The sequence below is a fragment of the Micromonospora hortensis genome (genome assembly GCF_022230935.1).
GTDB lineage: Bacteria > Actinomycetota > Actinomycetes > Mycobacteriales > Micromonosporaceae > Micromonospora > Micromonospora hortensis.
On the sequence record NZ_JAKKFE010000002.1, the window covers coordinates 14,143 to 41,046 of the forward strand.

26 protein-coding genes are annotated in these 26,904 nt (G+C 72.3%); 14 read left to right on the forward strand and 12 right to left on the reverse strand.

The annotated features are described in order from the left end of the window. Positions 1–84 precede the first annotated feature (84 nt). Positions 85–879, forward strand: a complete 795-nt coding sequence (locus tag NIE111_RS01180; RefSeq protein WP_091403871.1) for an Rv1486c family protein — start codon at positions 85–87, stop codon at positions 877–879. 298 nt (positions 880–1,177) lie between these two features. On the opposite strand, the gene NIE111_RS01185 is transcribed toward NIE111_RS01180, so the two are convergent. The 4 genes from NIE111_RS01185 to fabG all read right to left on the reverse strand — a co-directional run bounded on the left by NIE111_RS01185 (position 1,178) and on the right by fabG (position 4,601). Next, positions 1,178–1,957: an HAD-IIA family hydrolase gene (locus NIE111_RS01185; RefSeq protein WP_091403868.1), complete on the reverse strand. Its 780-nt coding sequence runs from the start codon at positions 1,955–1,957 to the stop codon at positions 1,178–1,180. 15 nt (positions 1,958–1,972) lie between these two features. Beyond that, positions 1,973–3,001: a ferrochelatase gene (locus tag NIE111_RS01190; protein WP_238682623.1), complete on the reverse strand. Its 1,029-nt coding sequence runs from the start codon at positions 2,999–3,001 to the stop codon at positions 1,973–1,975. Between the two features lie 100 nt (positions 3,002–3,101). Next, entirely contained in the window at positions 3,102–3,869 is a 768-nt protein-coding gene (gene fabI, locus NIE111_RS01195) for an enoyl-ACP reductase FabI (protein WP_210786387.1), read from the reverse strand. 27 nt (positions 3,870–3,896) lie between these two features. Beyond that, entirely contained in the window at positions 3,897–4,601 is a 705-nt protein-coding gene (gene fabG, locus NIE111_RS01200) for a 3-oxoacyl-ACP reductase FabG (protein ID WP_238682624.1), read from the reverse strand. Positions 4,602–4,756: 155 nt separating this feature from the next. On the opposite strand from fabG, the gene NIE111_RS01205 reads away from it, so the two are divergent. The 5 genes from NIE111_RS01205 to NIE111_RS01225 all read left to right on the forward strand — a co-directional run bounded on the left by NIE111_RS01205 (position 4,757) and on the right by NIE111_RS01225 (position 9,190). Next, on the forward strand, positions 4,757–5,986 hold the full coding sequence (locus NIE111_RS01205) for a sensor histidine kinase (protein ID WP_238682625.1): 1,230 nt from the start codon (positions 4,757–4,759) through the stop codon (positions 5,984–5,986). Beyond that, complete coding sequence (locus NIE111_RS01210) at positions 5,983–6,645, forward strand: response regulator (RefSeq protein WP_238682145.1); 663 nt, start codon at positions 5,983–5,985, stop codon at positions 6,643–6,645. The genes NIE111_RS01205 and NIE111_RS01210 overlap by 4 nt, the downstream gene beginning before the upstream one ends. A 99-nt stretch (positions 6,646–6,744) precedes the next feature. Further along, a complete protein-coding gene (locus NIE111_RS01215) occupies positions 6,745–7,650 on the forward strand; it encodes an alpha/beta hydrolase (RefSeq protein ID WP_238682626.1) in 906 nt (301 codons plus the stop codon). Next, positions 7,647–8,912, forward strand: coding sequence for an acyltransferase family protein (locus tag NIE111_RS01220; protein WP_238682627.1), 1,266 nt, complete (start codon positions 7,647–7,649; stop codon positions 8,910–8,912). Before NIE111_RS01215 ends, NIE111_RS01220 begins: the two co-directional genes overlap by 4 nt. Before the next feature lie 62 nt (positions 8,913–8,974). Continuing rightward, entirely contained in the window at positions 8,975–9,190 is a 216-nt protein-coding gene (locus tag NIE111_RS01225; RefSeq protein WP_196925116.1) for a hypothetical protein, read from the forward strand. Positions 9,191–9,282: 92 nt separating this feature from the next. On the opposite strand, the gene NIE111_RS01230 is transcribed toward NIE111_RS01225, so the two are convergent. Genes NIE111_RS01230 through NIE111_RS01240 form a run of 3 tightly spaced genes read right to left on the reverse strand, consistent with a single transcriptional unit; the run spans position 9,283 to position 12,307 of the window. Continuing rightward, complete coding sequence (locus tag NIE111_RS01230) at positions 9,283–10,233, reverse strand: VWA domain-containing protein (RefSeq protein ID WP_091403838.1); 951 nt, start codon at positions 10,231–10,233, stop codon at positions 9,283–9,285. Next, positions 10,230–11,231: a DUF58 domain-containing protein gene (locus tag NIE111_RS01235; protein WP_238682683.1), complete on the reverse strand. Its 1,002-nt coding sequence runs from the start codon at positions 11,229–11,231 to the stop codon at positions 10,230–10,232. Before NIE111_RS01235 ends, NIE111_RS01230 begins: the two co-directional genes overlap by 4 nt. Further along, positions 11,210–12,307, reverse strand: coding sequence for an AAA family ATPase (locus NIE111_RS01240; RefSeq protein ID WP_196924350.1), 1,098 nt, complete (start codon positions 12,305–12,307; stop codon positions 11,210–11,212). Before NIE111_RS01240 ends, NIE111_RS01235 begins: the two co-directional genes overlap by 22 nt. A gap of 241 nt (positions 12,308–12,548) precedes the next feature. Here NIE111_RS01240 and NIE111_RS01245 point away from each other — a divergent pair, with 241 nt between their 5' ends. From NIE111_RS01245 to NIE111_RS01265, 5 genes are all read left to right on the forward strand, one after another. Further along, entirely contained in the window at positions 12,549–12,779 is a 231-nt protein-coding gene (locus NIE111_RS01245) for a hypothetical protein (RefSeq protein ID WP_238682628.1), read from the forward strand. A 242-nt stretch (positions 12,780–13,021) separates the two neighbouring features. Beyond that, positions 13,022–13,555, forward strand: coding sequence for a PH domain-containing protein (locus NIE111_RS01250; RefSeq protein WP_238682684.1), 534 nt, complete (start codon positions 13,022–13,024; stop codon positions 13,553–13,555). Between the two features lie 43 nt (positions 13,556–13,598). Next, complete coding sequence (locus tag NIE111_RS01255) at positions 13,599–15,110, forward strand: PH domain-containing protein (protein WP_372488265.1); 1,512 nt, start codon at positions 13,599–13,601, stop codon at positions 15,108–15,110. 54 nt (positions 15,111–15,164) lie between these two features. After that, a complete protein-coding gene (locus tag NIE111_RS01260) occupies positions 15,165–15,512 on the forward strand; it encodes a PadR family transcriptional regulator (protein ID WP_091403826.1) in 348 nt (115 codons plus the stop codon). Next, on the forward strand, positions 15,509–16,486 hold the full coding sequence (locus tag NIE111_RS01265; protein ID WP_091403823.1) for a hypothetical protein: 978 nt from the start codon (positions 15,509–15,511) through the stop codon (positions 16,484–16,486). Before NIE111_RS01260 ends, NIE111_RS01265 begins: the two co-directional genes overlap by 4 nt. A 27-nt stretch (positions 16,487–16,513) precedes the next feature. Here NIE111_RS01265 and NIE111_RS01270 read toward each other — a convergent pair whose 3' ends face one another. Further along, positions 16,514–17,599 (reverse strand): phosphatase PAP2 family protein, encoded by a 1,086-nt coding sequence (locus NIE111_RS01270; protein WP_238682629.1) that lies wholly within the window; start codon positions 17,597–17,599, stop codon positions 16,514–16,516. Positions 17,600–17,726: 127 nt separating this feature from the next. Here NIE111_RS01270 and NIE111_RS01275 point away from each other — a divergent pair, with 127 nt between their 5' ends. Continuing rightward, a complete protein-coding gene (locus NIE111_RS01275) occupies positions 17,727–18,131 on the forward strand; it encodes a thioesterase family protein (protein WP_238682630.1) in 405 nt (134 codons plus the stop codon). Beyond that, the gene (locus NIE111_RS01280; RefSeq protein ID WP_238682631.1) at positions 18,128–18,958 is read left to right on the forward strand and encodes an MBL fold metallo-hydrolase; all 831 of its coding nucleotides are present in this window, start codon (positions 18,128–18,130) and stop codon (positions 18,956–18,958) included. Before NIE111_RS01275 ends, NIE111_RS01280 begins: the two co-directional genes overlap by 4 nt. Positions 18,959–18,965: 7 nt before the next feature. Here NIE111_RS01280 and NIE111_RS01285 read toward each other — a convergent pair whose 3' ends face one another. The 3 genes from NIE111_RS01285 to NIE111_RS01295 all read right to left on the reverse strand — a co-directional run bounded on the left by NIE111_RS01285 (position 18,966) and on the right by NIE111_RS01295 (position 23,247). Beyond that, positions 18,966–20,792: an alpha-galactosidase gene (locus tag NIE111_RS01285; RefSeq protein ID WP_238682632.1), complete on the reverse strand. Its 1,827-nt coding sequence runs from the start codon at positions 20,790–20,792 to the stop codon at positions 18,966–18,968. 229 nt (positions 20,793–21,021) lie between these two features. Then, a complete protein-coding gene (locus NIE111_RS01290) occupies positions 21,022–21,957 on the reverse strand; it encodes a carbohydrate kinase family protein (protein ID WP_238682633.1) in 936 nt (311 codons plus the stop codon). A gap of 114 nt (positions 21,958–22,071) precedes the next feature. After that, positions 22,072–23,247 carry an XdhC family protein gene (locus tag NIE111_RS01295; RefSeq protein ID WP_238682634.1) on the reverse strand — a complete coding sequence of 392 codons (1,176 nt, stop codon included), beginning with the start codon at positions 23,245–23,247 and terminating at the stop codon, positions 22,072–22,074. A gap of 369 nt (positions 23,248–23,616) precedes the next feature. On the opposite strand from NIE111_RS01295, the gene NIE111_RS01300 reads away from it, so the two are divergent. Then, positions 23,617–24,705 (forward strand): lytic polysaccharide monooxygenase, encoded by a 1,089-nt coding sequence (locus NIE111_RS01300; RefSeq protein WP_238682686.1) that lies wholly within the window; start codon positions 23,617–23,619, stop codon positions 24,703–24,705. 148 nt (positions 24,706–24,853) lie between these two features. On the opposite strand, the gene asnB is transcribed toward NIE111_RS01300, so the two are convergent. Beyond that, positions 24,854–26,815: an asparagine synthase (glutamine-hydrolyzing) gene (gene asnB, locus NIE111_RS01305; RefSeq protein ID WP_238682635.1), complete on the reverse strand. Its 1,962-nt coding sequence runs from the start codon at positions 26,813–26,815 to the stop codon at positions 24,854–24,856. Positions 26,816–26,904 lie beyond the last annotated feature (89 nt).

The following is a 26,904-nucleotide window of genomic DNA, read 5'->3' on the forward strand; positions in this document are numbered from 1 at the left end:
GGGCGAACAGGGCAGTTGGGGGCAGGCCGGGCGACCGGAGCGGCAGCCGAGACAGGGCCGGTCGTGACCACGTACCCTTTCGGCATGTCCACCCCCGCAACGGGCGCGGCCACACTCGCGCCGCGCCGGTCCAGCCGGTTCGTTGCCTGGGTGCGCGCGTGGCGCGCCGGGTTGGTGCCCTACGACGAGGTCGCCGACGCCATCGCCGGCGACGAGGAACACCTCGTTGCGGACGCCCCGGGCACCTGGACCGACGTCCCGCTGGGCGCCGCGCTGCCCACCCTGGCCAAGCTCTCCCCGGACGAGATCCGCCTGGTGCTGCCCGCGCCGGGCGACCCGAGGGGTTTGCCCGGCCCCGGCGACTTCGCCGGTGCGGCGCTGGTCACTGGCGAGGCGGTGGTCGCCGGCGGGCTCGGGTTGATCCCCCAGGTGCGGCTGCACACCTCCGGCTCCGGGGACTGTTTCGAGACGGTGCTCTGGCGGGTCTACCCGCTGCCGGCCAACGCCGCCGCCGCGTCACTCTCGTTGCCCGGCGCCGCCGAGGCGGAGGCCGAGTTGGCCGCCGCGCTGGCCGAGACGACCGCCGTGCTGACCCGCCTCGACGTCGCCCAGTGGCGGCCCGAGCTGGCCGGCGCGCTGGCCGCGCTCCGCCGCCCGGACGGCACCACCGACCTCCCACCGGGCTTCGACCCTCGGGCCCGCCGGCTCTTCGCCCGGGCCGCGGTGCTCGACCGGGTGCTGGCGTTGGCCGGGCACGCCGCCCCGGGCGGCGCGATCAACAACTACGAGGCACAGCAACGCGACGCGGCACTACGGCCACTCACCGCAGCCTGCCGACAGGCGCTGGTGGCCGCCTGCAACGCCCCCCTGCGCCCCTGACCAGACCGCGCCACGGCACCGCCACAAGCGTCACGGCACTGCCACAAGCGCCACGGCACCGCCCCGCCGCCCATGATCGTGCTCGATCCAGGTTGTAGTGGCCTGCTACGGGACGGTGACCACTACAACCTGGTTACAGCGCGATCATCAGCGCCGGCGCGGCGCGACCACCAGCGCCAGCGCGGCACGATCAAGCAAGCGCCGCCCGACCAGCACCGCCCCGACCAGCGCCGGCACCACACGGCCGCGCGGCGGGCCGAGGGCCGAGGGACGAGGGACGAGGGGCGACCGGGGCTGGTCAGATCTCGTCGAGCAGGTCCGCTACCGAGTTGATGATCCGCGACGGGCGGTACGGGTAGCGCTCCGCCTCGGTGCGGCTGCTGATCCCGGTGAGCACCAGGATCGTCTCCAGCCCAGCCTCCAGGCCACACAGGATGTCGGTGTCCATCCGGTCACCGATCATCGCGGTGCTCTCCGAGTGCGCGTTGATGGTGTTCAGCGCCGAGCGCATCATCATCGGGTTGGGCTTGCCGACGAAGTACGGTTCGACCCCTGTCGCCTTGGAGATCATGGCGGCTACCGAGCCGGCGGCGGGTAGCGCGCCCTCCACGGACGGGCCGGTCACGTCGGGGTTGGTGCAGATGAACCGGGCGCCGTCGTTGATCAGGCGGACGGCTTTGGTGATCGCCTCGAAGCTGTAGGTGCGGGTCTCGCCGAGCACCACATAGTCGGGGGCGAAGTCGGTCAGCACGTAACCGACGGCGTGCAGCGCCGTGGTCAGTCCGGCCTCACCGATGACGTACGCGGTGCCACCCGGCCGCTGGTCGGCGAGGAACTGGCCGGTGGCCAGGGCGGAGGACCAGATCGACTCCTCCGGCACGTCCAGCCCCATCCGGCTGAGCCGGGCCGTCAGGTCCCGAGGTGTGTAGATCGAGTTGTTGGTCAGCACCAGGAACGGCTTGCCGGAGGCGCGCATCCGGTTGATGAACTCCGGCGCGCCGGGCACCGGCTGGCCCTCGTGCACCAGCACGCCGTCCATGTCGGTCAGCCAACTCTGCACGGGCTTACGGTCATGCATGATGATCCTCAGAGGTCAGGGGCGACGGGTCGGCACGCAACAGACGGTGGGGCAGGTGTCCCACAAGGGCAGCTCGCCCAGGCGGCGACGCAGCTGCGCGCCGTCCGGGTCGGTCCGCTCGGTGACCAGCTCACGCACCATGGTCACGAAGCGCGGGTCGGTGCCCGGCGTGCCGGCCCGGACGAAGTCCAGGCCGAGCTGCTTCGCCGTCTCCAGCGCTTCGGTGTCCAGGTCCCACACGACCTCCAGGTGATCGGAGACGAACCCGATCGGGCTGACCACCACACCGGTGGTGCCGCCCTGCGCGAGGGCGGCCAGGTGGTCGTTGATGTCCGGTTCCAGCCACGGCACCTGCGGCGGGCCGGAGCGGCTCTGCCAGACCAGGTCGTACGCCAGGTCGGGTGCGGCGGCCGCGGCGACGAGCCGGGCGGTCTCGTGTAGCTGCGCCTCGTACCGGCCGCCGTGCGGGCCGGCGTTCGCCGCCATCGAGGTGGGGATGGAGTGGGCGGTGAAGACCAGCCGGGTGGTGTCCCGCTTCGCCGGGTCGAGCTGGCCCAGCGCCGCCCTGACGGCGTCGACGTGCGGCTCGACGAAGCCGGGGTGGTCCCAGAACTGACGCAGCTTCTCGATCACCGGGGCGTCCGGGCCGACCGCGGCACGGGCTGCGGCGATGTCCTCCTGGTACTGCCGGCAGGACGAGTAGCCGCCGTACGCGCTGGTGACGAAGGCCAACGCCCGGGTGATCCCGTCGTCGCGCATCTGGGTCACGGTGTCGGCGAGCATCGGGTCCCAGTTGCGGTTGCCCCAGTAGATGGGCAGGTCGACACCGTGCGCGTCGAAGTCGGCGCGGACGGCGGCCAGCAGGTCACGGCACTGCTGGTTGATCGGGGACACCCCACCGAAGTGCTGGTAGTGCTCGGCGACCTCGACCAGTCGTTCGGGAGGCACACCCCGGCCCCGGGTCACGTTCTGCAGAAACGGCATCACGTCCTCGGGCCGCTCGGGACCGCCGAAGGACACCAGCACCACCGCGTCGTACGACATGGGGTCATTCTTGCCCCTCGGCCGGGACGTCCCGGCGACGCCCCCTGGTCCGGACGCGTAGATCACGCGGACGGTGACCAGGGAGCGTCACGGCACAGCGTCAGGAGCCGATGGCGTGGTAGCCGCCGTCGACGTGGACGATCTCGCCGGTGGTGGCCGGGAACCAGTCGGAGAGCAGCGCCAGGCAGGCCCGAGCGGCGGGCTCCTGGTCGGTGAGGCTCCAGCCCAGCGGGGCACGCTCGGCCCAGGCTTCCTCGAACTGGTCGAAGCCGGGGATCGACTTCGCGGCGATGGTGCGCAGCGGCCCGGCGGCGACCAGGTTGCTGCGGATGCCCTGCTTGCCCAGGTGCAGCGCGAGGTAGCGGGACGCGGACTCCAGGCCGGCCTTGGCCACGCCCATCCAGTCGTAGACCGGCCACGCCTTCGTCGCGTCGAAGGTCAGGCCGACCACCGCGCCGCCGGGCGACATCAGTGGCAGCGCCGCCATGGCCAGCGACTTGTACGAGAAGGTGGAGACGTGCAGGGCGGTCGCCACGTCCTCCCAGGGCGCGTCGAGGAAGCCGCCGCCGAGGCAGCTCTGCGGGGCGAAGCCGATCGAGTGCACGACACCGTCGAGGCCGTCGACGTGCTCGCGTACCCGGTCGGCGAGGCCGGCCAGATGCTCGGTGTTGGTGACGTCCACCTCGATGACCGGCGCCGGCTCGGGCAGCCGCTTGGCGATCCGCTCGACCAGGGAGAGCCGGCCGTAGCCGGTGAGCACGACCTGCGCGCCATTTTCCTGAGCGAGCTTCGCCACCGAGAAGGCGATCGAGGCGTCGGTGATGACACCGGTGACGAGCAGTCGCTTACCGGCGAGCAGTCCGGACATCGCTGATTTCCTCCGTAGTCAAAAGGGTTAGTGGCCCATGCCGAGGCCGCCGTCGACCGGAATGACGGCGCCGGAGACGTACCCGGCGCTGTCCGAGGCCAGCCAGGTGACCACGGCGGCGACCTCGTCCGGGCTGGCCATCCGGCCCGCCGGGATGGACTTGAGGATCTCCGCCTTGCGGTCGCCGGTGAGGCCGGCGGTCATGTCGGTGTCGATGAAGCCGGGCGCCACCACGTTCGCGGTGATGTTGCGGCTGCCCAGCTCCCGGGTGATCGAGCGGGCGACGCCGACAAGGCCGGCCTTGCTGGCGGCGTAGTTGACCTGCCCGGCGCCACCGGCGAGGCCGACCACCGAGGAGATGAAGATCATCCGGCCCCACTTGGCGCGGAGCATCTTGCCGGAGGCCCGCTTCGCGACCCGGAACGCGCCGGTGAGGTTGGTGTTCACCACATCGGTGAACTGCTCCTCGGTCATGCGCAGCAGCAGCGTGTCGGCGGTCATGCCGGCGTTGGCGACCAGCACCTCGACCGGACCCAGCTCGGCCTCGACGGCGGCGAACGCGGCGTCGATCGAGGCGGCGTCGGTGACGTCGGCGCGGACGCCGAACAGCCCGTCGGGCGCCTCGCCGCTGCGGTGGGTGACCGCCACCCGGTCGCCCTGCTTGGCGAAGGCCTGCGCGATGGCCAGGCCGATTCCCCGGTTGCCCCCGGTCACCAGCACGGTACGGGCCACTGTTCCCCCTTGCGAATGGTCAGCACGGACGCGTCGGAGCCTAGGCGTTACCGGCAGGTAAGCGCTAACGGGAGTCGCGTCACACTGGGGTACGACACCGGGATCAACCCCTGGTGGCACGCCTCGTGGCGGGGTCGGCCCGTAGCCTGCGGGTGGTGAACCGGCATCCGATCGCGGTGGCAGTGCGGGCCCTGCGGCAGACAGTGCTCGGCCCCGACGTCCGGCCCGAACGGCCGCTGCTGGCGCGTTGGCCCGGGCCGGCCCGCTACGCCGCGCCGGCCGGCCTGCTCGCCGCGCTCGGCCTCTTCCTGATCACGTTGACGGTGGAGAGCGACTGGGGCCTGCCGCCACCGATCGCGCTGCTGTTCGCGGCGATGACGGTGGCGCCGCTGCTGGCGCTGCCCCGGCGTCCACTGCTGGCCTGGCGGCTGACGGTGCTGGCCCTGCTGATCTGCACGTTCAACGCCCCGGACGACCAGGCCTGGCCGTGGACCCCGCCGCTGGCGCTCGGGTCGGTCGCGGTGCTGGCGGTGGTCGTCGCACGGGTCGACCGGCCGGTGCTGGTCTGGGTGGTGGCGATCAGCACCGTGCCGGTGCTCACCCTGGTCCACCCCGACAACCGGGTCCCCGTTCTGCTGCTGGTCGGCGCGCTGGCGATCGTCGGCGACCTGATCCGGCGCAACCGGCTGTCCCGGCACGCCCTCGACGCGCAGGCCGAGCTGAGCGAACGGGAGCAGGAGCGCCGCGCGGTGCTGGAGGAACGCACCCGGATCGCCCGGGAGCTGCACGACGTGGTGGCCCACCACATGTCGCTGATCGCGGTGCAGGCGGAGACCGCCCCGTACCGGCTGACGGACGTGCCGGCCCCGGCAGCCGCGGAGTTTGTCGCCATCGCCGCGTCGGCCCGCGACGCGCTCACCGACATGCGGCGGCTGCTGGGGGTGCTGCGCAGCGAGACGAGCGGGCCGCAGACCGCGCCGCAGCCGGACCTGACCGACCTGGGCGCGATGGTGGACGCGGCACGCCGGGCCGGGTTGCCGGTCACAGTGGACGTCGAGCCGGTGGACGACGACCGGGTGCCCGCGCCGGTCGGGCTGGCCGCGTACCGCATCGTGCAGGAGGGCCTGGCCAACGCGGCCCGCCACGCGGCCGGCGCCGCGGTGCGGGTCACCGTCCGCGCCGGCCGGTCCGGTCTGGAGGTACGCGTCGAAAACTCCCCGGCCGACGTCCGACCGACCGCCGACGGCGGCCCCGGGCACGGGCTGACCGGCATGCGGGAGCGGGCCACCTCGCTGGGCGGTACGTTCACCGCCGGGCCGCTGCCCGACGGGGGTTACGCGGTGGCGGCCGAGTTGCCGTACGACGCGGAGGGCGGGGACCGATGATCCGGGTGCTGATCGCCGACGACCAGGCGATGGTCCGGCAGGGTTTCGGCGCGCTGCTCGCCGCCCAACCGGACCTGCTGGTGGTGGGGGACGCCGCCGACGGCGCGCAGGCGGTGGCCGCCGCCCGCCACCTCGACCCGGACGTGGTGCTGATGGACGTGCGGATGCCGGTCATGGACGGGCTGGAGGCCACCCGCAAGCTGCTCGGTGACCGGTCGACGCAGCGACCCCGGGTGCTCATCCTCACCACCTTCGACCTGGACGACTACGTGTACGAGGCGTTGCGCGCCGGGGCCAGCGGGTTCCTGCTCAAGGACGCCCCGGCGGCCGACCTGGTGCAGGCGGTGCGGGTGGTGGCGGCCGGCGACGCGCTGCTCGCCCCGGGGGTCACCCGCCGGCTGATCGCCGAGTTCGCGAACCGTCCGGACCGCCGCCGCCCGCGCCCCACCGACCTGGCCGGGCTCACCCCGCGCGAGACCGAGGTGCTGCGGTTGATCGCCCGGGGCCGCAACAACGCGGAGATCGCTGGTGACCTGGTGGTGGCCGAGCAGACAGTGAAGACGCACGTCGGGCGGATCCTGGCCAAGTTGGGTCTGCGCGACCGGGCCCAGGCAGTGGTGCTGGCGTACGAGACGGGTCTGGTGGCCGCCGGCGAGTAGCCCCGTGGAGCCAGCCCGGCAACGGCTCTGCGGGCTGACGACCGGGCCCCGCCCCTGGGCGCACTCTCCCTCCGGACGACATTCCGGAGGGAGACCGTGATGCGACGACGAGGTGCCAGCCGGGTGGCGATGGCCGCGCTGCTCGGCGTGAACCTGGTTCTGCCGACCCGACCCGAGCCGGCCACGGCGGCCGGGTTCGTCGAGGCGTACCCGGTGATGGCGGCGGCGATGCGCGCGGCCGGCCCCCCGTACGCGGACTGGGCTGCCGACGGACGCCGGTTCCTGCTGTTCGACGAGCGCGGTGACGGCCGCGCTGTCGAGGTTTTCGGCGACCTCGCCGACGCGGACCGGATCGCGGTGCTGGTGCCGGGGGTCGGCAGCACCCTCGCCGACTTCGACAGGGGGTTGGGCGGGGTGGCCCGGCGGGCGCCGGCGGTGCAGGCTGGGCAGCTCTACCGGGAACTGCTGGCGACCGACCCGGCGGCGCGGGTCGCGGTGCTGGCCTGGCTCGGCTACGACCCGCCCGACGGGGTGTTGACCGCCGCCGGCGGCGTCAGCGCCCGGCGTGGCGCGGCCGGGCTGGCCACGCTGCTGCGGGAGTTGGCCGGGCGGCGTCCGGCGGCGACGATCACCCTGGTCGGGCACAGCTACGGGTCGCTGGTGGTGTCGCTGGCGGCGGCGGACGCCCCGACCCAGGTCACCGACGTGGTCAGCCTCGGCGGCGTCGGCGCCGGGGTGCAGCGCGCCGACGACCTGCCCGGCGGACGCCGGTTCTGGGCGGCCGAGGCGCCGACCGACTGGATCCGTCGGGTACCGCCGGTGCGGCTGCCCGGCCTGGGTTTCGGCCGGCGACCCGGCGATCCGGCGTTCGGCGCCCGAGCGCTGCCGGTGGGTGGGGTGGCGGGACACGACGGCTACCTCGCGCCGGGCAGCTCCGCGCTGGTAGCGGTGGCGGCGGTCGTGCTGGGCGGCGTCGACACCGACCGGATCGGGGACGCCCGATGAGCCGGGACCGTGCCGTCGACGCGCTGCGGGCGTACGCCATCGGCGGTGTGGTGCTGGGGCACTGGCTGGTCACCGGGTTGGTGCTGGCCGGAGACGGCGGGCTGCACCAGGCGAGTCCGCTGACCGCTCTGCCCGACCTGGCCCCGGTGACCTGGGTGTTGCAGACGCTCGGGTTGTTCTTCTTCACCGCCGGGTTCGGCTCGACCCGGTCGCTGGCCCGCTACCCCGGCGGCGCGGGCGGTTGGCTGGCCGGGCGGCTGCGCCGGCTGCTGCTGCCCACCGTGGCGCTGCTCGGTGTCGGTGCCGCGGTGCTGCTCGCCGCCACAGTCGTCGGCACCTCCGACGACACGCTCGCCGTCGCGCTGCGGCTGGCGGTCAGCCCGCTGTGGTTCCTGCTACCGCTGGTGGTCCTGGTCGCGCTGACCGGCCCGCTGCGCGTCGTCGTACGCCGGTGGGGGGTGGCGCGGTGCGGGGCACCGGCGGTGGTCGTGGTGGCCGCTGTCGACCTGGCCGTCCGGCTGCTGCCGGCCGGCACCGACCTGCCCCCGGTCACCGTACTGGCGGCCTGGTCGGTGCCGTACCTGCTGGGTGTGGCGCACGCCGACGGGCGGCTGGACGGCCGGCGGGCGGGCGGCACGTTGGCGGCCGGTGGGGCGGTCGCGCTGGCGGCGCTGCTGGCGCTGGGCTACCCGGTGAGCGCGGTCGGCGTGCCCGGGGCCGGGGTGTCCAACCTGAATCCACCGTCGCTGCTGGTCGTGGCGCTGGCGGTGACCCAGGTCGGGCTGGGACTGCTCGCCCGGCCGGCACTGCACCGGCTGCTGACCCGGCCGCTGCCGGGCCGGGCGGTGACCGATGTGAACCGCTCCGCCGTCCGGATCTACCTGTGGCACCAGCCGGTACTGGTGGCGGTGACAGCGCTCACCGCCCGCGGCGGGCTGGCAGTGCCCGGTCTGCACACCGCCCCGGACGGCCCGGGGTGGGTGCTGGCGCGCTGCTGCTGGCTGCCACTGCTCGCCGTGGTGCTGGTCAGTGTGGTGCGGGTGGGGCAGCCGCGCTCGTCACCCGAAGGCGTACGTGCTGGTGGCGAGCGGCGTCGCCAACCGGGCGGTGGAGGGGTCGCCAGCCGGTCGGCCGAGTGCGTTCCGTCGGCACCGCAGGTGTACGATCATCGACGTTCCGGCCCGCCCGACTTGCAGGAGGTGATCGCTGTGCGAGATAGCGATCCTCCCAGTCGTGGCCGGGCCGATGGTCAGTCCCGCTGAGCCACGACTCAGTCTGGTGAGCTGACCCCGCTCCGCTCCCCACCACCTCGGCGCCTGCCGAGGTGAGTGTGCCGCGCCGCCCGATCCCGGGCGGTCGCCGGGAGCCGCCCGGTCACGACTTCGTGTGCGCGTCCCCACCCCCTGCGGTCCGCCCCCGCACGCGGACCGTCCAGCCGCCACCCGGAGCCGTCATGAGCCGCTACGTCGCCCCGCTGGGCTTCACCCTCGCCGCCGTCTGGGTGGCCATCGTCTTCGTGCTCGCCGGTGGCGGTCACTGACCGCTCCGGGCCGTCCGCGGTCGCCGACCGCTGGCTGACGCTGCCTCGTGCTGGTGCCGGCGGCGGTCGTCGCCCGCCGCCGGCGCACCGGTTCACAGCATCCGGGACGACCAGAGCAGACTGAACGCGCCCGCGCAGAGCGCCAGCAGCAACGCCACCCCGGCGTACCACTGGGTCACCTCCCGCGGCTCGGTGCGGAACCCGATCGAGCTGCCCATGTCCTGATAGACCTGCTTCAGCTCGCTCACCGAGGCCGCCTCGTAGAAGTAACCCTCGGTGGTCTCGGCCAGCTCGGCGAGGGCCAACCGGTCCACCGGCACCCGCTGCAACTGCCCGCCGATGTCGACCTGGCCGGTGTCGGTGCCGAAGGCGATGGTGGAGACCGGAACGTTCGCTGCCTGCGCGGCTGCCGCCGCCTCCTCCACCGCTCGACCGGAGGTCCGGAAGCCGTCGGAGAGCAGCACGATCCGTGCCGGCGGAATGCCCGCCGCGCCATCGGTCGGCACCGACCGGATCGCCTCCAGGCAGGTGAACACCGCCTCGCCGGTCGCTGTCGCCTCGGCCAGCACCAGCCCGTCGATGGCGCTGGTCACCGCGTCCCGGTCCTTGCCCGGCGGCACCAGCACGTTGGCCGCCTTGGCGAACGACACGAGACCCAGGTTGTAGCTCTCCGGCAACTCACTGACGAACTGCTTGGCCGCCTCCTGGGCCGCCTCCAGCCGATTCGGCGCCACATCGTCGGCCTGCATCGACAACGACACGTCGATGGCGAGCATCACTGTGGCCCGCTCCAGCGGCTCCTTGGTGTCCACGGCGGGACGGGCCAGCGCGGTGGCCAGCACCAGCAGGCAGAGCAGGAACGCGGTCGCCGGGACGTGCCGACGCCAGCCCAGGCCCTTCGGCGCGACAGTACGCAGCAGGTCCACATTGGTGAACCGCATCGCGTACGCCCGACGGTGCAACTGCCGCCAGACGTAGAACGCGGCGAGGGCGAAGACCGGCAGCACAGCCAGCAGCCACCACGGTTGCAGAAAACGGATCATCGTGTCGTCCCCCTGGTACGCGCGTGCCGCTGCGCGGCCACGAATCGCACCATGTCCAGCAGCCAGTCTCGGTCGGTACGCAGACGCAGGTGGGCCGCGCCAGCGCCGCGCAGGGCGGCGGCGATAGCGGCCCGTTGGGCGGTGGCGGCCTCGGCGTAGCGCTGCCGTAGCCGCGGGTCGGCGGTCTGCACCTCGTGCAGCTCACCGCTCTCCGGGTCGACCACCGGCAACACGCCCACGTCGGGCAGCTCCAGCTCACGCGGATCGACCACCTCGATCGCCAGCACGTCGTGGCGGACGCGCAGCTTGCGCATCGGCCGCGCCCACTGCTCGGCCGGCGCGAGGAAGTCCGAGACCACCACTGCCACCCCACGACGACGGGGCGGACGGTTGAGCATCTCGATCAGGGCGCCCAGATCACCACGGCCGGGCTGGATGGCGGTGCCGGCGACGGCACGCAGCAGGCCCTGCGCCTCCTTGCGCCCGGAGCGGGCCGGCAGCCGGGTGAGCACCCCGGGGCCGGCCGGCGGTGGTCCGCCCCGCCACCGTCGCGCCGGCGCGGACGCCCCGCCACCGGTACCGATCACGGCGCCGATCCGGTTGCCCCCGCGCACTGTCAGGTGGGTGATGGCGGCCGCGGCGGCCACCACTACCTCCCGCTTGAGCCACTGACCGGTCCCGAAGTCGAGGCTGGCGGAGAGGTCCAGCGCGAGCCAGGTCTCCAGCTCCCGGTCGGCGACCGTACGCCGCACGTGCGGTGTGGTGGTCCGGGCCGTGACCGGCCAGTCCATCCGGCGCACGTCGTCGCCGGGGCGGTACTCCCGGGACTCACCCGCCTCACTGCCCGGTCCGGGCAGCAGGCCGGCGTAGTCGCCCTGCAGCAGACCGTCGAGCTTACGGGTGACGAGCAGCTGAAGCCGGGACAACACGGCCTCGCTACGGTCGCCGAGGGGGGCCGGACGAGGGGTGGGTGAGGTCACGGGCGCTGCCCGGGCCAGCCAGCGCCCGGCGGCGGCGCGATCGACGGCGGGGTGGCCTGCTGCCGGGGAGCGACCGCCGGGAGCGGGATCGTCGACATCACCCGCTGCACGATGTGGTCGGCGGGCACGTCGTCGGCGAGCGCGTCGTAGCTGAGCACCAACCGGTGCCGCAGGATGTCCGGTGCGATGTCCTGCACGTCCTGCGGCAGCGCGTAGTCACGCCCACGCAGCAGCGCCAGGGCGCGGGTGGCCCGGACCAGACCGAGCGAGGCACGCGGGCTGGCCCCGTACTGGATCAGTTGCGCGACGTCGGGCATGCCGTGCTCGGCCGGGGCCCGGGTGGCCAGCACCAAGCGGACCGCGTAGTCGACCAGCGCGTTGTGGACGAAGACCTGGTCCGCCTTGCGTTGCAGGGCGATCAGCTCCGGGGTGTCGAACACCGCTGTCGGCTCGGGCGCGGCCACGCCCATCCGGTAGACGATCTCCCGTTCCTCCGCGTCGGTCGGATAGCCCACCACGATCTTCATGAGGAACCGGTCCCGCTGCGCCTCCGGCAGCGGGTAGACACCCTCCTGCTCGATCGGGTTCTGGGTGGCCATCACCAGGAACGGGTCCGGCACCCGGTGGCTCTCCCCACCGATGGACACCTGCCGCTCGCTCATGACCTCCAGCAGCGCGGACTGCACCTTCGCCGGTGCCCGGTTGATCTCGTCGGCGAGCAGGAAGTTGACGAAGACCGGGCCCAACTCGACGTCGAACTTCTCGCTCGACTGCCGGTAGATCCGGGTGCCCATGATGTCGGCGGGCACCAGGTCCGGGGTGAACTGGACCCGGGCGAAGGACCCACCGACGACCTTGGCGAGGGTCTCCACCGCCAGGGTCTTGGCCACCCCGGGCACGCCTTCGAGCAGGCAGTGACCGCGGGCGAGCAGCGCGACGAACATCCGCTCCACCATCCGGTCCTGCCCGACGATCACACGTTTGATCTCGAACAGGCCCTTCTCCAGCAGGGTGGCGTCCTGCGCGGGTGTGGTCACCGGGGCAGGTGCCGCTCCGTTCGGCGTCGGGGCGTCGGGCATGGTCGGCTGGGCCACCGGTCCTCCACAGCGTTTGTCGGTCGTCGCGGCTCGTGCGGTATCAAGACTCGCACGCCTTGCTGAGTGTCGAGGTGGGGAGAAGCCGATTTTGACAGCGCCGTCCCCAGCGGCCGATTCACGCATCGCGGGTGTGCACGGACCGGCCCGCCGCGTGTACGATTCACCCCGTCGCCGGGCGGCTCCCCCCGTGGTCGCCCGGCGCTCAAACTTTCCATCCCGCCGCCCTAGACTGGCCGGGATGAGCATCCCCTCCCCCACCGACGAGGCCCTGATCTGTTCGGCCCGGGGCTGCCGGTCCGCCGCCGTCTGGGCGCTGGAGTGGAACAATCCCCGCCTGCACGACGCCGATCGGCGCAAGACCTGGTTGGCCTGCGACTCCCACCGGGGCAGCCTCGGTGACTTCCTCGACGCTCGAGGCTTCCTGCGTGCCGTCACTCCGGTGCCCGGATCGCCTACGCTCGACCTGTGAGCGGCGACCCTCCGGCTTCCCCCGGCCCCACCTCCCCGTCCTGGCCGCCCACCCCGGCCACCGCACCGCCCGGCGTCGACCCGCCGCCCGGCGCGTTCCCGGCACCCGGCACGCTCGGCCCGGAGCCCACCGCGCCGGATGTCTCGACGCCCGCCCCGCTGCCACCGGGCGCACTGCCGCCCGGTCACCGGCCGGCACCAGCCGCCGACCACCGCGCTCCCGACCTGCCGTCCCCGGGCCTCCTGCCGCCCGACCCCGGCGCGCTGCTGACGGCTGCGCCGGCTGGTCGGGGTCCGTTGGAGCCCTGGCCGGACACTGTCAACTGGCAGCCGATCTCCACGGACCTGATCTGGGTGGAGCTGATCCGGCTGGCGATCGTGGTCGCCGTCGGGCTGGCGGTGACCGGTGTCGGCTGGGCGCTCAGCGGTCACTGGTTGTTCGGGCTCGCCGTGGCCGTCGTGCTGGTGCTCGGCGCGTGGCGGGCCGTCGCGATCGTCCGCGCGGTCCGCGCCTGGGGGTACGCCGAGCGGGAGAACGATTTACTGGTCCGGCACGGGCTGCTGGTCCGCCGGCTCTCCATCGTGCCGTACTCGCGGATGCAGTTCGTCGACGTGAGCGCCGGGCCGTTGGAGCGCGCCTTCGACCTGGCCACCGTGCAGTTGCACACCGCGGCGGCGGCGAGCGACGCCCGGGTGCCCGGGCTACGTCCGGCGGAGGCGTCCCGGCTGCGCGATCGACTCACAGCGCTCGGCGAGGACCGGGCGGAGGGGCTGTGAGCGCCCGCGCGGGCAGCCGCCGGCCGCGCCGAGGGCCGCTCCGATGAGCGACGGGCCCGCCGAGCCGAGCACCGTGCCACCCACCGGCCCGACGCCACCGGGGCCGGCGCTGCCCGCTGACTCGGCATTCGCTGGCGCGGCAGCGCCTGGGCCGGTGCCGACCGGCGTGGCACCTGGTGGGCCGATGCCGCCCGGCACGCCCGCGCCGTGGCCGGCACCGCCGGGCGGCGGCGAGGGCGAGCCCCGGCAACGACTGCACCCGCTCAGCCCGGTGCTGCACGGCGCCAAGTCCCTGGTCGTGGTGATCGCCGGGCTGTCCTGGTCGACGCTGTCCCGGGTGGGCTTCGGCTGGTTCGCCGCCATGGTGGCGGTGCTGGCGCTCGGCGCGACAGTGCTGTCGGTGATCAGCTGGTACAACACTGGCTACCACGTCGTCGGCCGGGAACTACGGGTGTACGAGGGGCTGCTCTGGCGGCGTACCCGGGCCATCCCGTTGGAACGGTTGCAGGCCGTGGAGGTGGTCCGGCCGCTGCTCGCCCAGCTCACCGGCCTGGCCGAGCTGCGCCTGGAAGTGGTCGGCGGTGGCAAGACCGAGGCGCCACTGGCGTACCTCGGGGTGGCCGACGCGGCACTGTTGCGCGAGCGCCTGCTGGCGCTGGCCGGGCGGGTGGCGCAGCAGCCCGCGCCCGGCGACGCGGCGACCCCGGTGGCCCCGGGTGCGACGGCGCCACCGGCTGCCGTGCCGGGCCGGCCACTGCACGCGGTACGCAACCAGAACCTGCTGATCAGCCAACTACTCACCCCGCAGGCGTTCCTGCTCCCGTTCGGTGTGGCCTTCGTCGTGGTGCAGTTCCTCACCGCCGGTTCGTGGTCGTTCGTCGCGGTGGCGAGCACCCTGACCGCGATGGCGGGTGTGCTGCTGCAACCGATCCGCCGGGTCCTCGACGACTGGAACTTCCGGCTGGCCCGCGACGGCGGCACGCTGCGGGTGCACAACGGCCTGCTGGAGACGCGGGCGCAGACCGTGCCCCTGGAGCGGGTGCAGACCGTGCGGGCCACCTGGCCGTTGCTGTGGCGGATGAAGGGCTGGCTGCGGCTACGGCTGGAGGTGGCCGGTTACTCCGTCGCGGAGGCCGACGACCGCAACCGGCCCGATCGGCTGCTGCCGGTCGGCGACCTGCCGACGGCGACGATGATCGTCGCCGAGGTGCTTCCCGGGGTACGCCTCGACACGCTCACGCTGAGCCCGCCGCCGCACCGCACCCGTTGGTTGCACCCGCTGGGCCGTACCGCGTTCGGCGCGGGGCTGTTCGAGCGGGTGTTCGCCACCCGGTCCGGGCGGCTCACCCGGCAGTTGGTGATCGTGCCGTACGCCCGGATTCAGAGCGTGCGAGTGGTCCAGGGGCCCCTCCAGCGCCGTCTCGGGTTGGCCACCGTCCACGCGGACACCGCAGGGGGTTCCGGCGCCACCGCCCAGGACCGCGACCTGGCAGAGGCCTGGGCCCTGGCGGCCGACCTGACCGAAAGAGCACACCAGGCCCGCACCCAACCCTGACCCGCCACGGTCGACGTCATTGCTATATATATCGTCGTGCGGTATATATAGCCCATGGACATCAGTGAGCAGACGTTCCTGATCCTCTCCGCCCTCGCCGACCAACCCCGCCACGGCTACGCGGTGGTGACAGAGGTCGACGAGATGACCGACGGCAGGATCCGGTTACGCGCCGGCACGCTCTACGGGGCCCTCGACCGCCTCGTCACCCAGGGGCTCATCGCCCCCGACCACGACGAGGTGGAGAAGGGCCGGCTGCGCCGTTTCTACAAACTGACCGACGCGGGGGCAGACGCCATCCGCAACGAGAGCCAGCGGATGGCCACCGCGGTCCGGCTCGCCGAGGAGCGCCTCAACAAGCGTGCCGCCCGCAACGCCCCGCGCCTCGGGGCCATCGGATGAGCCCGGACATCAGCCCCCTGGAACGACGATATCGGCGGCTGCTGCGCCTGCTGCCGGCCACGCACCGCACCACCCGCGGCGAGGAACTGCTCGGGCTGCTGCTCGACCTCGACGACGGCCGCCAGCGCCCCAGCCGACACGAGACACTGCACATCATCGCCCTGGCGATCCGGCTGCGACTCACCACGCCCGTCACCACCACGGCCCTGACCACCGGGCTCACCGCCCTGCTCGTCGCCGCCGGAACCCAGCCCGCCGGTCACACACTGGATCTGTTCACCGGTGCCGTCCTCGCCACCGACATGTCGGCCGTCATCGCCGGCTGGCCGCAGCTTGTCGCTCTCGGCCTGCTGCCCCTCGCACCGCTGATCGCCTGGCTGTGCGGCGCGACCCGGACCGCCCTCACCCTGCAGGCGATATTCCTGACGGCCACCGTAGGTTGGCTCGTCATCGACGTGGTCAGCGGCGCCGGCCTGGGAATCAACCCCGGCCAGCAACTCGTGGCGTCCGCCGCCCCACCGGCCCTGACCCTCGTCCTGCTCGCGATCGCCGCCCGCGAGCGGTGGGCCGTGCCCCGGCCGCGCCTGTTCTGGTGGGCCCTCGTCCCGCTCGGGATCCTCGCCTGGAAGGGCACCGGAGAGTGGGGGCGCCACGGGGTCTACGTTCCCGACGCCGTGCCGACCGTCATCGGGATCCTCACCGCCGCCGCCGTCGCTGTCGGAGCCGCCTTCGCAGTCCGCCGCCACCGGCCCGCCGTCATCATCGGTGTCGGACTCTCCGGCTTCATCGCCGGATGGCTCGTCCCCGACCCGCTGCTCTCCAATGCGGCGATGCGGCACTTCGACGGTCAGCCGCTGCCGCTGGCGATCCTCATCACGGTGATCGCCGCCGCCATGGCCGGCATCAATCGCCTCACCCGTCGCCTCAGGCCCGAGGTGCGGTCGCTACCACCCGACGAACCCGTGCTGCGCTGAACACCAACTCCGGGGGCGGGGTGGGAGTTAGCGGTCGGCGGGGATCGCGGGGTGGGTGGTGGTGTCCGGTTCCCCTGGTGTGGGGGGCTCGGGCTCGCCGGGCGGGGGGTCGGTGGGCGTCGGTGGAAGTTCCGTGGCCGGTTCCGACTTGGCGCTCGGGTGCCGGACGCGCCACGCTGCCCAGCCGCGCTCCGCCAGACCGACCACCAGGAAGGTCAGCCCCACGTAGGCCCAGCCGACCAGCACGTCGATCACGTAGTGCTCACCCGAGTAGACCAGGGTGAAGGTCATCGCCAGCGGGTACGCGAGCAGCAGCGGCCACCAGCGACGACGGGTGGCGGTCAGGAAGAACAACACCACGAACAACGCCCACGCCGTGTGCAGCGACGGCATGGCGGCGACCGGGTTGGAGGCGATCTGACCGGCGTTGAGGACGTTTCCGGCGCCGTGCATGCCGAACGCCTTCCAACCCCGTGTCGAGATCCGGGCGACCTCGGTGAGCAGGCCGTTCTGCGCCGCCCACCAGGGCGGGGCGGCCGGGTAGATGAAGTAGGTCACCAGGCCGGCCGCGCAGAGGAAACCCCACCGCCTCATGTACGCGGCCCAGCGGTGCCGGTCGCGCAGCCAGAGCACAGCGGCGGCGGCCAGCGCCACCACGAAGTGGGAGAAGTACACCCAGCTCGCGGCGACATCCCACCAGTGCACCTGCGGGTGGTAGAAGTGCTGCTGCAACCAGACGGTGGGCACCTCACCCCCGGTGGCCCAGCCGAACATGAACCGGTCGGCGACGATCAACTCCATCGCGTGCGGCGTGGCCCCGTTGTCGGCGAACCCGCGCGAGAGGTTGTAGATCACGAACAGCAGCACCACCGGCACCCAGTCCCGGGCGAAGCGCAGGTGGCTACGCCACGGCCGTTCGCTGTTCCAGGCGATGGTCGCGAGCCAGATCCAGACGAAGGCGTACGCGGGATCGGTGGGCAGCCCGATGCCCAGCCACGCACCGACGAAGGCGACCGCCCAGACGGTCATGGCGACGACGCGCCGACGACCCCCGTCCGGGGACGCGGGCGGGTCGGTCCGGGCGGGGGGCTGGGGGTCAGTCACGACGGCCATCGTGGTCAAGGTTAACGACGGGTACGGCATCGACGGACGGGGACCACCCGTTGCACGTCGGGGGTGGTCGCGCCCGGATCGTCGGGCGCGTGCTCGTCGCGTCCAGCGAGCACCTAGGCTGACGACCATGCAGGAGCAGCCCGAGCCGGCCTTCGCGCCGGGTCTGACCGCCCAGATCGAGTTGACAGTCACCGACGCGGACACCGCCCAGGCGGTCGGTTCCGGTGACGTACCGGTGCTGGGCACTCCCCGGGTGCTGGCGCTGGCCGAGGCGGCCACCGTCGCGGCGACGGCGACCGGGATGCCGCCCGGTTCGACGACAGTGGGCACGCGGGTCGAGTTGGAGCACCTGGCGCCGACAGTGGTCGGCCGGACGGTCCGCGCGCAGGCGCTGCTGGCGACCGTCGACGGTCGCCGGCTGTCGTTCGAGGTCACTGTCAGCGACGGCGACCAGACGGTGGCTCGGGGCCGGGTGGACCGGATCCTGGTCGACCGGGGACGCTTCGTCGAACGGGCCGGGCGGGCGTCGTGAACGCCGGTTTCGTCGAGGTCGCCGACCGGGTGCATGTGCTGGCCGAACCGCTGCTGCGGGTCAACGTCACTCTGGTCGTCGGCGACGACGAGGCGCTACTGGTGGACACGCTCTCCTCGGCCGCCCAGGCCACCGAGCTGGCCGCTGCCGTCCGGGCGGTCACCGACCGTCCGTTGACGCTGGTCAACACCCACCACCACTACGACCACTGCTTCGGCAACGCCGTCCTGGCCGGCGACCCACCCCGCCCGGTGTACGCGCACGACCTGGCCGCCGCCGCCCTGCGCGAGGAGCCGGAGCGGCTGCGCCGGGAGGCGTACGAGGAGTTGCGCACGGAGCACCCGGCGCTCGCCGCCGAGCTGGCCGACACCCCGCTGCTCGCCCCCACGCACACAGTGCACGTCGAGACGGTCCTCGACCTGGGTGGTCGACGGGTGCTGCTGCGCCACCCGGGGCGGGGGCACACCGAGGCCGACCTGGTGGTTCACGTGCCGGACGCCGACGTGTTGGTGGCCGGGGACCTGGTGGAGCAGAGCGGCCCGCCCGCCTTCGAGGACTCGTACCCCCTGCAGTGGCCGGACGCGGTCGCGGACCTGCTGCGGCTGACCACCGCGCGCACCGTGGTGATCCCGGGCCACGGCGACCCGGTGGACGTCGACTTCGTCCGGGCCCAGCACGCGGAGCTGGCGAAGCTGGCCTGGCTGATCCGGGCCGGGCACACCGGCAGCGCCCCGCCGGAGCGGGTGGCCGCCGAGGCACCCTTCGGGGCCCGCCCGGCCCTGGTCGCCGCCCACCGCGGCTACCAGGAACTGACCGGCACGGGCTAACCCGGTTCTACGCCGCGGTACGCCGCCACTGCTGGTGGGTGCCGGTGCCGCACGTCCACTGGGCCAGGCGGGCACCGTCGGTGGTGGCGGCGTTGAGCACCTCCAGGCACTTGCCGCTGTGCCGGGCGACGAGCTGCACGTACCCCGAGCCGACATCCTGTACGCGCCACTGCTGGTTGGTGCCGCCGTTGCAGCCCCACTGGATCACGCGGACCCCGTCCGCGGTAGCGGTCGCGCCACCGTTGACGTCGAGGCACTTGCCGCTGTGCACGCTGACCACCGTCTGGTAGCCGCCGCCCGCGTCCTGGAAGCGCCACCGCTGGTTGGGCTGACCGTTCGCGGCCCACTGCACCATCTCGGCACCGTCGGTGGTCGCGTTGTTGTAGACGTCCAACAGCTTGCCGCTGTGCCGCGCGGCGAGGGTGTGGGTGGTCGGCACCGGCACAGTGGTGTCCGGGGTCAGCCGGTACAGCCCGGAACCGTGGGCCGCAAGCGACCGGGTGAGGGTGCCGGTCACCGTGCCGAGGGCCGCGCCGGACCACAGGTCGGTCACGGCGGCCGCTCCGATTCCGAGGTCGGCGAGGTTCACCGACACCTGCCCCGCGCTGCCGTCCCGGTTGAACAGGGCGACGTACCGATCGTCGCTGCCCGGCACGTCGGCGACCCACACCTGCCGGCTGCCACCGTAGAGCTGACGGTTGTTAGCGCTGTTCTGGTTGACCCCGATGACCGCGGCGTTGGTCATCAACGCCAGCTCCGCGGCACGGTTCTCGACCAGGTTGCCACCCCACATCAGTGGTGCCCGATTGATCGCCCAGAGTGACATCAGGGTGCGCTGCTCGTCGGGGGTCAGGTTGGAGTATCGCGGCGAGCCGACCGGCCCGTACTTGGAGAGCCGGCCGATCGGGATCATGTCGGCGTCGGGCCAGGCGCCGGTGGTGCGGTACGGGGTCCAGTTGCGCAGTTGGTCGAAGAGCGCGTCCACCGACGACCAGTTGTCCCACAGGTCGTTGACGATCCGCCACATGTGCGCGTTGGCCTGGACGTGTGCGCCGCTGGCCAGCGAGGTCGGGCCGGGCGACAGGCTCAGCACCATCGGGCGGCCGCTGCGCTGGATGGCCAGTCGGTATCCCTCGACCTCCGACTGCCGGTACGTCGGGGCGGCGATGTCGTCCACCTTCACGTAGTCGACCCCCCAGGACGCCAGCAACTGGAACATCGAGTCCAGGTAGGTCTGCGCGCAGGGGTTGGACATGTTCAGGCCCCACATCAGGTTGAGCCAGTTCGCGGTGGTGGTGTTGTTGATCTGGTTGGCGCGGCAGGTCGTGCCGAGGATCGGGACGTTGTCGGCGACCGCCTGGCGGGGAATGCCGCGCATCAGGTGGACGCCGAACTTCAGCCCCTTCGCGTGGACGTAGTCGGCGAGCGGCTTGAACCCGTTCTCACCGGCGGCGGAGGGGAACCGGGTGGTGTCCGGCAGCAGCCGTCCGTTGGCGTCCATCCGGAGCCGGGGTTGCAGGTTCGCGTCCTGGTTGGGGCTGTTGTTGTGCCGACCGGGGTAGTACCAGGCCCAGTCGATCACCACGTACTCCCAACCGAACTGCCGCAGGTTGGTGCCCATGTAGTCGGCGTTGGCCCGGACGTCGGCCTCGGTGACGCTCCAGTTGAACGAGTCGTAGCTGTTCCACCCCATCGGCGGGGTGTCGGCCACCCCGTTGTCCCACGCGGCTGCCCGCTCCGGCGGGTCGGCGACGACCATCCCGGCGGCCACGAGAAGCAGGGCCAAAAGGGCCGCGACGCGGCGGAACACCAGAGGTACCAGAACCACCCGCATCAGAGCCTCCCGACGATGCCCACGTTTCCATCGTGATTCGTCGATGTTAACGCTCACAAACCCCGAGGTCAACCAACGCTCCCCGCCCCACCCCGCCCCCCTTGCTGCCGCGATCTTGCACTTTCTGCGCCGTCAAAGGCGAGCAAAGCGGACCAAACGTCGACCGAAACTGCAAGATCGACGCGCGGGTGGGGGTGGGGGTGGGGCGGGGCGGGGCGGGGCGGGGGGGTTAGGTGTTGAAGCGGTTTTGGACGGCGGTGCGGGTGGGCATGGCGGTGGCACCGCCCGGGGATTCGCAGACCAGGCCGGCGACCCGCAGCGCGAAGGCGACGCGGTCGGCCCAGCCCGACGGGACCGCCGGCTCGCCGTCGCGGAGCAGGTCGGCGATCAGCGCGGCCATCACGGAGTCACCAGCGCCGGTGGCGTCGATCGCGGTAACCTTGGGGGCGGGCACCCGGACCGGGTCGGCGTCGGCGGCGGCCAGCACCGCACCGGCCGCGCCGAGCGTCACCACCACGGTGGCCGCCCCCAACTCCCGCAGGTACGCCGCCACCCCCTCGACCGGCTCACCGGGATAGAGCAGCACAGCGTCGGCGGCACTCAGCTTGACCAGGTGCGCGCCGGCGGCGAACTCGGCCACCACCTCGCGCAGCCCTTCCAGCGCGGCCGGCCCGTTCAGCAGCCGAGGGCGGACGTTCGGGTCGAAGACCCGCAGGCCGGGGGCGAGCGACCAGGCACGGCGGGCGGCCGCCAGCGTGTCGGGTCGGAGCAGCACTATCGAGCCGCAGTAGAGCACGTCGGCACCCTCCAGCAACGCCAGGTCCAGATCGTCGGGGCCGAGCAGTCCGTAGGAGGCCGGCTCGCCGTAGAAACGGAAGTCCGGTTCGGGCCCGGCGTACGTGACCACAGCGAGCGTGGTCGGCGCGGGGACCGTGATCGCACCTGCCACCCCGACGTCGGCAGCGGTGAGGAAGTCGCGGATCCGGCCGCCCAGCGCGTCGTCACCGAGCGAGCCGACGAACTGTGCCGCACCGCCGAGTCGGGCCACCCCGACGGCGACGTTCAGCGGCCCGCCGCCGATGGCCTGCCGGTAGACCCGCTCCCCGTCGAGCTCGCTGTCGAGCAGGTCGACGAGCGCTTCACCGATCACCACCGCGTATCCCATGCCGATCCTCTCGTCGTCGCCACCGGCCGCCGGTCGCCGAGCCGATCTCCGTGGCACCAGGCTGGCACAGCGCGCGCCCCGATGGGCGCCGAAGGCCAGGCACCGACGTGCGCGCTACCCCGGCTGGTGGATCGGCCCGTCGAGCACCGCGAGGGGGCGGCCGGTACCGCCCCACCGGGCCGCGACGATCTGCGCGGCCACACTCACGGCGGTCTCCTCGGGGGTACGACCACCGAGATCCAACCCGATCGGGGAGGCGAGCCGGGCGAGCTGCGCCGGGCTGAGCCCCGCCTCGCTCAGCAGCTTGTGTCGCTCGTCGTGGGTGCGCCGTGAGCCCATCGCGCCGACGTACGCCAGCGGGTGGCGCAGCGCCAGCTCCAGCAACGGCACGTCGAACCTGGGGTCGTGGGTGAGCACGCACAGCACCGTCCGCTCGTCGAGCCGATCGGCCGCCAACTCGGTACGCAGGTAGCGGTGCGGCCACTGCACCACCACCTCGTCCGCCTCGGGAAAGCGCCGCGCGGTGGCGAAGACCGGCCGGGCGTCGCAGACGGTGACCCGGTAGCCGAGGAACGCGCCGATCCGGGCCACCGCGGCGGCGAAGTCGATCGCCCCGAAGACGATCATGCGGGGCGGGGTGGCGTACGCGGTCACGAAGAGGCTGACGCCGCCGCCTCGGCGCTGCCCGTGGTACCCGTACCGGAGCATGCCGCTGCGTCCGGCGGCGAGCAGCCCGAGAGCGTCGGCACTGGCGGCGTCGTCGAGCCGGTCGTCGCCGAGCGAGCCGACGGACCGTTGGCCGGTCAGCACCAGCCGACGGCCACGCCGTCGGGCCGGGTCGGTCGGTCCGGCGCCCGGAGACGTGCCGGCATCGGCGGGTGGATCGTCGTTGGCGTCGGCTGCCACGCAGGTGACGATCGCCGCCGGGCGGCCGCTGCGGCGGGCTGCGGCGACCGCGTCCAGAGCCGGCAGGGCGCTCGCGTCGACGCGCTCCACGAACACGTCGAGGATGCCGCCGCAGGTCAGGCCCACGGCGTACGCGTCGTCGTCGCCGATCCCGTAGCGGCACAGCTCGGGTTGGCCGGTGTCGAGCACACGACGGGCCCGTTCGTAGAGATCCGCCTCGACGCAGCCTCCGGAGACACTGCCGGTGACGGTGCCGTCGGTCGCGACCACCATGGCGGCACCGGGTGGCTGCGGGGCGGAGTGCCAGGTGGCCACCACTGTGGCCAGCGCGACCGGCTCGCCGTCGCGGCACCGGCGGTGCACCTCGTCGAACACGTCCGGCACCGGCTGCCGCCTCTCCGTTCCCGCTCCCCGTACGCAGGATATGGCGTTCAACGACGACCGGCGGGTGTTCTCATGCATCGAGGAATGCCTATTGCGCTCGGCCGCCCGGCGTGATGGGATGACGCATACCGGGCGGTGCGAGGGCTGCGGGCGCCCCCCGGTTGCCGGGTTGGTTAGACGCGAGGGCACCGGTCCCGGACAGGACCGTCGACGGCGCACGTCCACTGGCTGTTTTCCGCCGGGGCACGTCGCCGTGATCGTCGCACCGCTCACGACAGCGAGGCGATCACGCCACATCCCACCCGATTGCGGCGGGGCGGCTCAGCCAGCGCCCCTCGCGAGTCAGGAGAACCCGTGAACCGTTCCCGTATGGCCGTATTGCTCACCGCGGCCACGACCCTCGCGCTGGGCGCAGTCGCCCTGGCGTCCAACCCTCAGCCGGCCGCCGCGCACGGCGCGGCGATGACGCCGGGCAGCCGCACGTACCTGTGCTGGCAGGACGGCCGCAGCCAGACCGGTGAGATCAGGCCGAACAACCCTGCTTGCTCCGCGGCCGTGGCCCAGAGCGGGGCGAACTCGCTGTACAACTGGTTCAGCGTGCTGCGCTCCGACGCTGGCGGCCGGACCACCGGCTTCATCCCGGACGGGCAACTGTGCAGCGGCGGCGCAACCGGTTTCCGCGGCTACGACCTGCCGCGCACCGACTGGCCGCTGACCCACCTGACCGCCGGGGCGCGGTTGGACTTCAAGTACAGCAACTGGGCGCACCACCCGGGCACGTTCTACTTCTACGTCACCAAGAACAGCTGGAGCCCGACCCGGGCGCTGGCCTGGAGTGACCTGGAGGAGCCGTTCCTGACGGTGACCAACCCGCCGCAGCGCGGCTCGGTCGGCAGCAACGACGGGCACTACTACTTCAGCGGCAACCTGCCGTCGGGGAAGAGTGGCCGGCACATCATCTACTCCCGCTGGGTCCGCTCGGACTCGCAGGAGAACTTCTTCGGCTGCTCCGACGTGACCTTCGACGGCGGCAGCGGCCAGGTCACCGGTGTGGGCCCGGGCGGTACGCCGACCGACCCGACCGATCCGCCGACCGATCCGCCGACCGACCCGACGGATCCGCCGACCGACCCGACCACCCCGCCGCCGTCCGGCGGTGACTGCATGGCCACCTACAAGGTGTCCAGCACCTGGCAGGGCGGTTTCCAGGGCGATGTCACGATCATGAACCACGGCAGTACGCCGTTCTCCGGTTGGACAGCGAACTGGACCTGGCCCAACGGGCAGGCGATCAGTCAGATCTGGGGTGCCACCCAGACATCGTCCGGCTCGACGGTGACGGCGACGAACGTCGGTTACAACGGCACAGTCGCACCGAACGGCACCACAACGTTCGGCTTCCTAGCGAGTTCCACAGGAACCAACGGGCTCCCCACAGTCACCTGCGCCCGCCGCTAACACCCACCACCACCACCACCTGCTTCACCCTGAAATGATCAAGAGGTTTGCGTCACCGGAAACGCTCCGGATGACGCAAACCTCTTGATCAACAGGGTGGGGCAGGGGTCAACAGGGTGGGGCAGGGGTCTGCGGGGTGGGGCAGGGGTCAGCGGACCATGGAGCCGACCACTGGCTTGGTGAGCAGGGCGGACTGGTTGCGCTGGATTCCCGGGTCGAGGGTCTTGGCCACGAAGATCGCGTGCCAGATGCAGAAGATCAGCACGGTCCACACCTTGCGGGAGTGGTCGGCCTCCTCCCGCTTGTGCGCGTCGAGCAGCCGCAGCGCGTACGACAGGTCCAGCAGGTCACCCGCGCCCGAGGTGCTGAGCACGTGCCGGGCCCACTCGTACATCTCGCCGCGCAGCCAGACCCGGGTGGGGGTCGGGAAGCCCAACTTCTTGCGGTTGACGATGGCCGGCGGCACGACACCCTGCAATGCCTGACGCATCGCGTACTTGGTGGCGTCGGAGCGCGGCGGCAGCTTCAGATCGACCGGGATCTTCGCCGCGACGTCGAAGACCTCACGGTCGAGGAACGGCACCCGCACCTCCAGCGAGTGCGACATCGAGATCCGGTCGGCCTTGACCAGGATGTCGCCGCGCAGCCAGGTGTAGAGGTCGACGTACTGCATCTTGGTGACGTCGTCGAGCTCGGTGCACTCGGCGTAGATCGGGGCGGTGACGTCGGTGTAGCGCACCGAGGGGTCGTAGCGGCGCATCAGGTGCTGCTTCTCCTCCTCGGTGAACATCCGGGCGTTGCCGTAGTAACGCTCCTCGATCGGAGTGGTGCCACGCTCCAGGAAGCTCTTGCCCTTGACCCCCTGCGGGATCGCCTTGGAGACCGCGCGCAGCCCCTTCTGCACACCGCCGGGCAGACCGTTGACGGTGCCCAGCGACAACGGCTCCCGGTAGATCGTGTAACCGCCGAAGAACTCGTCCGCGCCCTCACCGGAGAGCACAACGGTGACGTGCTCGGCGGCCTTCTTGGCCACGAAGTAGAGCGGCACCAGCGCCGGGTCGGCCACCGGGTCGTCCAGGTGCCAGACGATCTTCGGCAGCGCGTCGATCATGTCCTGCGGACCGATCTTGGTGGGAATCGTGGTGACGTCGAGGTGCCGGGCCGAATCCTGGGCGACGTCGATCTCCGAGTAACCCGGCACGTCGTAGCCGACGGTGAAGGTCAGGATGTTCGGGTTGAACTCCCGCGCCAGCGCCACCACCGCTGTGGAGTCGATGCCACTGGACAGGAACGAGCCGACCGGCACGTCGGAGCGCATGTGCATGCGCACGCTCTCCCGCAGCGTCTCGCGGATCTCGTGGTAGAGCTTCTGCTCGTCGTCGACCGGCGCCGGCCGGAACACCGGCCGGTACCACCGGCGCACGTCGATCCGGCCGCCCGGGGTCCAGTTCAGGTACTCCCCGGAGCCGATCCGGCTGATGCCCTTGTGAAGGGTGCCGGGCTCGGGGACGTACTGCAGGGTCAGGTAGTGGCTCAGGTTCGCCGTGTCGACGCCCGCGTCGCCCTGGTAGTTGCTGTGCGCGAACGGCAGCAGCGCCTTCTTCTCCGAGGCCAGGTAGAGGCCGTCGGCGGTCTCCAGGTAGTGCATCGGCTTGATGCCGAAGTAGTCGCGGGCACCGAACGCCCGGCGCTCCTGCCGGTCCCAGATGACGAAGGCGAACATGCCCCGAAGTCGGGTGAGCACCTGCTCACCCCAGAAGTGGTAGCCCGCGACGATCACCTCGCCGTCACCGGCGGTGGCGAACTGGGCACCGAAGTTTCTGATCAGCTCCTCGCGCAGCTCGATGTAGTTGTAGATCTCGCCGTTGAAGGTCAGCAGGTAACGGCCGTTCGCGTAGGGCAGTGGCTCGTGACTCGACGCGACGTCGATGATGGCCAGCCGCTTGTGGGCGAACACGCCGTCCGCGTACCGGCCGGAGGCGTCGCCGACCACCTCGACCCCTGTCTCGTCGGGGCCGCGGTGGTGCAGGCATTCCAACGCTCCGGCGATGTGGTCGCGATGCGCGGCGGCGTTGCCGTTCGCGCTGAAGAAGGCCAGAAGTCCGCACATGGTGGCCATCTTTCCACGCGCGCTGTCGGCCCTCGCAGCCGTCCGTCGATCCACCCGACTCACAGGGGGCGTCACCGCCAACCGGACGC

Excerpts from the sequence above, each read along its gene's own strand:
- NIE111_RS01220 (WP_238682627.1), top strand. The coding sequence starts at position 7,647 with ATGAGCCGGGACCGTGCCGTCGACGCGCTGCGGGCGTACGCCATCGGC.
- NIE111_RS01190 (WP_238682623.1), bottom strand. The coding sequence starts at position 3,001 with ATGTCGTACGACGCGGTGGTGCTGGTGTCCTTCGGCGGTCCCGAGCGG.
- NIE111_RS01275 (WP_238682630.1), top strand. The coding sequence starts at position 17,727 with ATGCAGGAGCAGCCCGAGCCGGCCTTCGCGCCGGGTCTGACCGCCCAG.
- NIE111_RS01285 (WP_238682632.1), bottom strand. The coding sequence starts at position 20,792 with ATGCGGGTGGTTCTGGTACCTCTGGTGTTCCGCCGCGTCGCGGCCCTT.
- NIE111_RS01270 (WP_238682629.1), bottom strand. The coding sequence starts at position 17,599 with ATGGCCGTCGTGACTGACCCCCAGCCCCCCGCCCGGACCGACCCGCCC.
- NIE111_RS01245 (WP_238682628.1), top strand. The coding sequence starts at position 12,549 with ATGAGCATCCCCTCCCCCACCGACGAGGCCCTGATCTGTTCGGCCCGG.
- NIE111_RS01260 (WP_091403826.1), top strand. The coding sequence starts at position 15,165 with ATGGACATCAGTGAGCAGACGTTCCTGATCCTCTCCGCCCTCGCCGAC.
- fabI (WP_210786387.1), bottom strand. The coding sequence starts at position 3,869 with ATGTCCGGACTGCTCGCCGGTAAGCGACTGCTCGTCACCGGTGTCATC.
- NIE111_RS01290 (WP_238682633.1), bottom strand. The coding sequence starts at position 21,957 with ATGGGATACGCGGTGGTGATCGGTGAAGCGCTCGTCGACCTGCTCGAC.
- NIE111_RS01180 (WP_091403871.1), top strand. The coding sequence starts at position 85 with ATGTCCACCCCCGCAACGGGCGCGGCCACACTCGCGCCGCGCCGGTCC.
- NIE111_RS01265 (WP_091403823.1), top strand. The coding sequence starts at position 15,509 with ATGAGCCCGGACATCAGCCCCCTGGAACGACGATATCGGCGGCTGCTG.
- NIE111_RS01215 (WP_238682626.1), top strand. The coding sequence starts at position 6,745 with ATGCGACGACGAGGTGCCAGCCGGGTGGCGATGGCCGCGCTGCTCGGC.
- NIE111_RS01230 (WP_091403838.1), bottom strand. The coding sequence starts at position 10,233 with ATGATCCGTTTTCTGCAACCGTGGTGGCTGCTGGCTGTGCTGCCGGTC.
- NIE111_RS01210 (WP_238682145.1), top strand. The coding sequence starts at position 5,983 with ATGATCCGGGTGCTGATCGCCGACGACCAGGCGATGGTCCGGCAGGGT.
- NIE111_RS01300 (WP_238682686.1), top strand. The coding sequence starts at position 23,617 with ATGGCCGTATTGCTCACCGCGGCCACGACCCTCGCGCTGGGCGCAGTC.
- NIE111_RS01255 (WP_372488265.1), top strand. The coding sequence starts at position 13,599 with ATGAGCGACGGGCCCGCCGAGCCGAGCACCGTGCCACCCACCGGCCCG.
- asnB (WP_238682635.1), bottom strand. The coding sequence starts at position 26,815 with ATGTGCGGACTTCTGGCCTTCTTCAGCGCGAACGGCAACGCCGCCGCG.
- NIE111_RS01185 (WP_091403868.1), bottom strand. The coding sequence starts at position 1,957 with ATGCATGACCGTAAGCCCGTGCAGAGTTGGCTGACCGACATGGACGGC.